Annotated in this window: 7 protein-coding genes, 1 tRNA gene and 2 pseudogenes; 6 read left to right on the top strand and 4 right to left on the bottom strand. The window is 41.3% G+C overall.

The genetic code is table 11. The annotated features are described in order from the left end of the window. Positions 1–105 (top strand): annotated as a pseudogene (locus L2764_RS24925) (IS30-like element ISVsa7 family transposase); the annotation flags it as partial. Positions 106–264: 159 nt separating this feature from the next. On the opposite strand, the gene L2764_RS24920 reads toward L2764_RS24925, so the two are convergent. Together L2764_RS24920 and L2764_RS24915 are read right to left on the bottom strand one after the other, a co-directional pair. Further along, on the bottom strand, positions 265–1,152 hold the full coding sequence (locus L2764_RS24920; RefSeq protein WP_248943065.1) for a CheR family methyltransferase: 888 nt from the start codon (positions 1,150–1,152) through the stop codon (positions 265–267). A gap of 165 nt (positions 1,153–1,317) precedes the next feature. After that, a complete protein-coding gene (locus tag L2764_RS24915) occupies positions 1,318–2,238 on the bottom strand; it encodes a chemotaxis protein CheV (RefSeq protein WP_248943064.1) in 921 nt (306 codons plus the stop codon). Between the two features lie 297 nt (positions 2,239–2,535). On the opposite strand from L2764_RS24915, the gene flgA reads away from it, so the two are divergent. The 3 genes from flgA to flgN all read left to right on the top strand — a co-directional run bounded on the left by flgA (position 2,536) and on the right by flgN (position 4,134). Further along, positions 2,536–3,243, top strand: a complete 708-nt coding sequence (gene flgA, locus L2764_RS24910; protein WP_248943063.1) for a flagellar basal body P-ring formation chaperone FlgA — start codon at positions 2,536–2,538, stop codon at positions 3,241–3,243. A 93-nt stretch (positions 3,244–3,336) separates the two neighbouring features. Further along, entirely contained in the window at positions 3,337–3,672 is a 336-nt protein-coding gene (gene flgM / locus L2764_RS24905) for a flagellar biosynthesis anti-sigma factor FlgM (RefSeq protein WP_248943062.1), read from the top strand. A gap of 36 nt (positions 3,673–3,708) precedes the next feature. Further along, complete coding sequence (gene flgN / locus L2764_RS24900; RefSeq protein WP_446539688.1) at positions 3,709–4,134, top strand: flagellar export chaperone FlgN; 426 nt, start codon at positions 3,709–3,711, stop codon at positions 4,132–4,134. A gap of 20 nt (positions 4,135–4,154) precedes the next feature. Here flgN and L2764_RS24895 read toward each other — a convergent pair whose 3' ends face one another. Then, positions 4,155–4,961, bottom strand: coding sequence for a FlgO family outer membrane protein (locus L2764_RS24895; protein WP_248943060.1), 807 nt, complete (start codon positions 4,959–4,961; stop codon positions 4,155–4,157). 298 nt (positions 4,962–5,259) lie between these two features. Between L2764_RS24895 and L2764_RS24890 the strand changes: the two genes are divergently transcribed. Further along, the gene (locus L2764_RS24890) at positions 5,260–6,243 is read left to right on the top strand and encodes a flagella assembly protein FlgT middle domain-containing protein (protein ID WP_248943059.1); all 984 of its coding nucleotides are present in this window, start codon (positions 5,260–5,262) and stop codon (positions 6,241–6,243) included. A gap of 121 nt (positions 6,244–6,364) precedes the next feature. After that, a tRNA-Arg gene (locus tag L2764_RS24885) sits at positions 6,365–6,440 on the top strand. Positions 6,441–7,145: 705 nt separating this feature from the next. On the opposite strand, the pseudogene L2764_RS24880 reads toward L2764_RS24885, so the two are convergent. Beyond that, positions 7,146–7,253: pseudogene (locus L2764_RS24880) on the bottom strand (IS30-like element ISVsa7 family transposase); the annotation flags it as partial.

The following is a 7,253-nucleotide window of genomic DNA, read 5'->3' as shown; positions in this document are numbered from 1 at the left end:
AATGCTGAATTTTTAATTAACATGAGGCCAAGAAAGGCGTTAAACTTTCTCAGTCCTTATGAGTTTTTAACAGGTAAACGTGTGTCGCTTATTGCTGAGATCTAGGCAATAGGGATATAATAAGAATATAAAAACAAGGTCAAAGATTAACCATTAGCACGAATTAAGTCTACTCGCCATTTTCAACGTCTACATGAACAAGTAAAGAGTATTTCACTTAGCTTTCAATGGATAAGATTAACACTCAAACCGTTTCAATAATGCCTAAAAACGTTTTTGATAATAGATCCCAGGATGGCAACGTACCATATCAAATTCATCACTTAGTCCTGATATCGACTCAGAAGCCCCTAAAAATAAGATCCCTTTAGGGTTTAGTGCCGCGGCAAATTGACGCAAGATTTTTTGCTTCGACTCTGGCGAAAAATAAATCAATACATTACGGCAAAAAATGATATCAAATTTGCCCAGTAAACTATAATTCTCAAGCAGATTATGGGCTCTGAAGTTAACCATGCGTTTGACATTATCTTTTATCGCCATTCTTCCCGCATCGACACCTCGATGAAAGCGCGTTGATGTCGCTAACTCAAGTAATTCTTTCTCTACTACAGACGCAAAGAATTGCCTTTTTCTACTGTCTGATAACCCTCGCCCTAAGGCTAAACTGTCATAAACTCCTAACTTGCAACGCCCTAACATCGTTGGCGACAGATCTGTCGCCAAGATACTGCAACCAAAAGGCAAGCCTCCAAATTTTATCTGTTGGTATTCAAGTACAGACATCGCTAATGAATAGGGCTCTTGACCCGAAGAACACGCCGCTGACCATATTTTTAAGGGACGGCCAAGACGGATATAATTCGGTAATAGCTGACTTTGTAATAACTCAAAAGGATAACTGTCTCGAAACCATAAGGTTTCGTTAGTCGTCATGGCATCAATAACTTCTATACGGAGTTGTCTCGCCGTCGCTTTCATTGACTGCCTAACCACATCCGACAAAGAAGGCAGGTTATATTTCCCCATCAATGGGGCTAATCGACTCCGCACGAGATATTGCTTATTATCCCCTAATACTATGCCACTGTGTTGCTCTAAAAAGAGTCTAAATTGATTATACTCAACGTCTTCGAGTGATTTATTTGGCAACTTAACATCCTACATTTTTAGCAAAGGGGCATTGGTCTTATGGGTCATAATATTAAAAATCGCGCTGGTTTATACCCCAGAGCCTAACAGAATACAAGCAAATATCACATTATATTCCTCAATGCTTATATAGTTATACCCGTGATGCATCACGGGTATATTATTCTAAATACTCAAATGTTTATTCACAGCGCCGGCTAATTCATCGGGATTGAACTTAGCAATAAAATCATTGGCTCCCACTTTTTCGACCATGGCTTGATTAAAAACCCCACTCAATGAGGTATGCAATACCACTTTAATATCCTTTAATTTAGGATCGTCTCTAATTTCAGCTGTCAGGGTATAACCATCCATTTCTGGCATTTCAATATCTGAAATAATCAAGGGAATTTCGTGCGCCACATTGTCCATATCAAGAGCAATCGCTTTGAGCTTACTCAGGGCTTCTTTACCATCTTTGGCCGTATCAATTTGCAGATCCAAAGCCGATAAAGCGCGTATGATCTGTTTACGTGCAACAGAAGAGTCATCAATCACCATGATGTGATAATGCTTATCCCTATCAATGGTTAGCTGCTCATCCAATTCTTTACTGATATTAGTATTAGCAGGAGAGACTTCATCGAGAATTTTTTCTACATCCAAGATTTCAACGAGTTCATTTTCAATTTCGGTGACTGCCGTAAGATAAGAATATCGCCCAGTCCCTTGAGGGGGCGGCATAATCCCTTCCCAGTTCATATTGATGATCCGTTCAACAGAACGGACCAAGAACCCTTGCACACTGCGATTATATTCCGAAATGATAATGAAACAGCCTGTCGTATCTTCAATAGGGCGCCCACCGGTTGCTGCACTTAAATCAATCACAGAAATCGTCACACCCCGAATATGTGCCACGCCCCTGACGCTACTATTCAATTTAGGCAAACAGGTGAGTTTTGGGCATTGCAGCACTTCTTTCACTTTAAATACGTTGATACCAAACCTTTGTCTACCATTCAGTTTAAATAACAACAGCTCTAAGCGATTTTGCCCCACTAATTGGGTACGTTTATTTACAGAGTCAAGAATACGCGACATGGAGTAAACCTTATTCTTATGAATACCATTCTAATGAACCTATGCTCAACTTAAATCCAAGTTAAAGCCACATCATGCAAATATGTGCATGGAAAATCTATCGATAAGCCCGTATTACGTTCATAAACAGGCATATTAATTGCTTAATATGATCTTAGCCTGATCATAAAGAAGTCTAAGCGCCACATGTCAAAATAATGACGCTCCAATCCGATGCCCTGTTTTCCCATTACCACTAAGGCAATACATGACATTTTATCAGAAAACTGACCCTCAACTAGAATTAAAACATTGATTATGAAAGTTAAATATTGTATCTACGTTCTTTTTCTATTGCTACCCATATCAGTAGCAGGGCAAAACATTGCAACTGTCCCCTCTTTATCGGCCTTATCTCAAATAGCTATAGCGGCAGTAGAGAAAAAAATTGTTGCCCCCGAAAGCGCAAAAGTCAGGATCACGCCACAAAAATTACATTCCGCACAATATATTCCCGCTTGTTTGGGAGCAATCGAAGCAAAGTTAGCCACAGATAGAGACATTAAGCGTAATAATACCGTGAAGATCACCTGCCACAGCCCTGATCTCGATTACCCTTGGCAGCTATTTGTCAGTGTGAGGGTCGACATTTTATTTCCTGTCATCGTCACCACATCACTCTTTGGGCCGGGGCACATTATTGGCAAAAACGATGTTAAAATCGCTTATATAGAGAAAAACAGCTTGCGAGGACAACAGCTTAATCATTTAACGGATGTTATTGGAGCAAAACTTAAACGCCGCACACCTGCAGGGTCGCCCTTATTTGGCAGTCATTTTTGTCTGGTTTGCCAAGATGACGCTGTCACCATTATTGCTCATTCCGCCAATTTGACGATTAAGACCCAAGGTCAAGCCCTCAGTGACGGTAATTTGGGCGATAATATCAATGTTCGTAATCATTACACTCAAAAAAAGTTCAATGCCTATGTCACCAGTGCCGGTCAAGTCGAAGTTAGACTTTAGTCCGCAAGAAAAGATAAAATAGCCTTAAAGCTATGGTATACATGGCCGATAACCCCAGTATACTGATACTATTCTTTCTGATTGGAATGAAAAATGGCAATGGATATTAAACAAGTCAACAGCAACGCGAACGTCATTACGCCTTTGTCCGGTCGTAAAAGCTCAGAGTCTAGCGAGCTAAACAGCCACACACCTCAGCGCGTGGCAGCAAGCGATTCGGTCTCCATCACCTCACAGGCACAATTGCTCCAAGGGGCGCAATCAAACCTGTCCAATTTACCCGAAATCGATATGCAAAAAGTCGATGCGATTAAACTCGCCATCAGTGAAGGCCGTTACAAAGTTGATCCACAGCAATTGGCCAATAATATTGCCAATTTTGAGCAAGCACTCGGCCAAGGTTTCAGTGTCGACAATGAAAAAGAGTAAGGTTTAATGGCGAACAATCTACTGGAACGTAATGTGATAGAAAGCTTAGCATCCCTTGTCACTTCGCAACATCAAATGCTGCTTCAATTACAGGCGATACTCACTCAAGAAAAACAAGCCATTAGTGATAGAAATGCTGATTTACTCCTCAGTCTTTGTGCCGAAAAGTCAGCGATACTAACAAGTATTAAAACGCAAGATGAGCTGATTGCGCATGATCCACACAAGCATTTACTGATAACGGGATCCGGCTTAGTCGCGCAACTCAATCAAACACAAGCACTGCTGCAACAGTGTAAACAACTCAATGCTGAAAATGCCAGTATTGTTGCCTTTAATCAAGCCAGCCTCAATCGCTTTTCTCAAGCCTTACAAGCCAGTCGTAATGCCTCAAGTCTGACCTATAATGATAAAGGTAAAACCTCTAGCCTCTCCTCATTAGGTAATAACATCACAGTCTAACCTTGAAAGCCGATACCAGATTAAAAATACTCAATCGTCCTGCCTGATAAACCTTCTTGCTCGAGTGCTTCATGCTTATTTTTAGCCTCATTCATACTGATGTTCAAGGAAGGATCATCCCTTTGTTGCAATACACTCTGCGATAAGGCATTTTCTGGTGGCGTCATAAAACCGGCAAGCTCATCATAGCGGAAAAACGCTTGCGCCGAAGAGATCAGCCTTTTATTGTCAAGATTAAGTAATCGTGCATTTAATATCAGGCCTTCAGACGTGACACTCATGGTCGATACTAAGGCATGATCCACCATCAAAGATGATGATAATTGTTGCCAATCTCGCGTCAGCATGAAATCACCCTCCGCGGTGATCCTAAGCTTGGCGCTCATATTGGCATCAATGACAGTAAATTGCCTTTGCTGCAATCCTGTCATCAAGCTATCTTGCAGCGCTAAGCCTAGAGGATGGGTTTGATTAAGCTCATTTAAAAATACCGGTGTCGCCACCACAACGAGCTGAGTTGAACGCAAGCCCTGATTAAATTGAACCAAATCATCCAACAAATGAGAGGTCACCGCCGCTAAAGCGGTGAAGCCTGCCATAGCCGACTGACCACTATGAGCTTGAAACCCCTGAGATTGAGACCACTGTACTCGCCTATTTTGAGCGGCAGTATTGGCATCAGTCGACTCTACATCAGGGGGAGAATTCTCATTACTCACGCTGCAGCCTGTTAATATCAACGCCAACAGTCCACTGACAGGCACGCTTAACAACCGTTTTAACTGACTCTGCTGCCTTTGATCAGCAGCCTTATAAAATATCGGCATTTAAATGGGCTCCAAAAACAACCAAATATATACAACAAAATATAAACAACGATATCTATGCCAAACCAGATAAAGATGCATTTTCGATACGCTTGAGCATCATATCGGCTTGCGAAAACATAACTTTAGCGGTGAACTTTTATGCTTCTATCTTCGGTCTGAATTTGACGTTCAGTGCGGCACATTTATTGCTTGTTTATTGCTGCGTCATCATACGTTAGCGTGAGTAGACTCATTTGCGCTTATAGCCTAAATGCAGAAAATTGATATATCAAAATGAAAATACAGAGGTAATGATTTGATCACCCCGATAATCCCCTTCATCACGGCATGCCTGTGTCTATTCGCCTTTTCCTGTCATGCCGCTTCGCTCATCGATTCCGGGCAAGCACCGATCTTCGACAGTGATATCAAGCAAGCTATTGACCGTCATCCTCAAACTGAAAGGACACCAACGGATTTATCTCATGCTTGCTCTTCAGATTTAAAAGCCAGTATTCTTGTTCCACAGGCCCAAATGATTGATCGCAGTCAACTTCGTTACGGTCAATTAGGTCATTTTGAACAACATCTATCGACACGTGTCAGCCAAATTCTTAATCGCGAACTCCAGCAGGGCTTTGCGTTACCCTTCGCAACAGAACGTCTCGATTTTACGCCTTCGCTCAGCCCCAAACACAGCGCTAATATTCCTCATTGGCTCAACAAGATCACCAATAGCCAATATTTATTGATCCCCACTATTGAGAGTATCGCCACAGAAGATGAGCGCTATTTATTAGGCTTATGGGAAATCGATCCTCAGCGCCAATTTGTGCTTAAGCTAACACTCTATCATGGTATTAGCGGTGAGCAGATCTGGCAAAAGCGTTACCTAAGCCAAGCGGAGTGGGGATTTAATAAACACACCCATGTCGACTCCGGTAGTCAAATCTTTTGGGGCAGTGAATATGGACAAAACATCGATAATGTCCTAGTTCAAGTAAGCCAAGATCTCGATAGCACTTTAGCGTGCCGTCCTGTTATCGCACAAATTATCGCCCGCAGTGGCAGCCAAGTAATGATGAATGTCGGACGTCGCAATGGTGTCAAAGTCGGCGATACCTTTAAACTGGCATTACAAAACCCACTCACCGATCGCTTCAACCTTGAACGGATCACCGCCGTCAAAACTCAAACGACAATCACCTTAGAGCAAGTGAGCGAGAATACCGCCAGTGCACATTTATCCCCTCGAGATGCCGCGCTAAACATACAAATCAACGATCTTATCTTAAAATGAAAAGCCTTCATGCTGAAAATAAAAACAAAATAACACTCAAACCTGCCCTTTATGTCTAATATTCGAGCAACTAAACTTAAAGTCTTTTCATCAGCATAAAAATCAGTATAATCATCTGCGTCTCCCTATAGCTCAACAGGATAGAGCAGTCGCCTCCTAAGCGATCGATCGGGGTTCGAGTCCCTGTGGGGAGACCAATTGTTATGATTAATTTACCACTCGATAAATTAACGATTATCTGTAAAAATGTATTTGACCAAACTATGTTATTCACCAATCAAGTGACTCCATTCCCAACACTCTGTTGCAAATTATCTCCTCTATTCCATATATAGTATCATCCCTTTTATAACATCGCTCCTGCATTGACATTTATCGCTTCCAGCGGGGTTTGTGCTGATACTCTATCGAGACGGTGCATCGAAATCTATGGCTTCTAATCTTATGAACGAGAGGCAGAATGCCGAACTGGCCTTTAGATAGGGATATAGTTGTGAAGCACTTTTGTAGTGGCATAGTTAGTTTGGCCACCTAGTTATAGGTTTTCCCCTCAACCTCTATGAATAAGCTAACTCAGGAACAATTTAACTTCAACTCAACAGGCTGTTATCATTGAGATCTAAGCTAAACTTGACTGCTATTGTTAGTTTATTAAAACTTGGTCTATTAAAGCGTCTTGTCTGTTCCAATGAAGATTAAAGATGTTGCAATTGGATTTGTTTTATCTACCGCCCAATGCTAAACCTTACATAATCAATTTTTATATTCCTTGCTATAGCCTTTATTAGACAATATATCTGCCTTACATTAAGGAATTTTATATGCTTCGAACCTGTTCAATTCTATTCATTGCTCTAATGTTCCAAGGATGCACGACCTCGTCTTATACAACAAAGTTAACCCTAGATCTCAGCAATAAGCGACACACGTTTACCTGTTAAAAACTCATAAGGACTGAGAAAGTTTAACGCCTTTCTTGGCCTCATGTTAATTAAAAATTCAGCATTGGC

Source organism: Shewanella surugensis, assembly GCF_023284005.1.
GTDB classification, from domain to species: domain Bacteria; phylum Pseudomonadota; class Gammaproteobacteria; order Enterobacterales; family Shewanellaceae; genus Shewanella; species Shewanella surugensis.
Note: the sequence above shows the minus strand (reverse complement) of the source record. Positions and strands in the feature narration are given on the sequence as shown.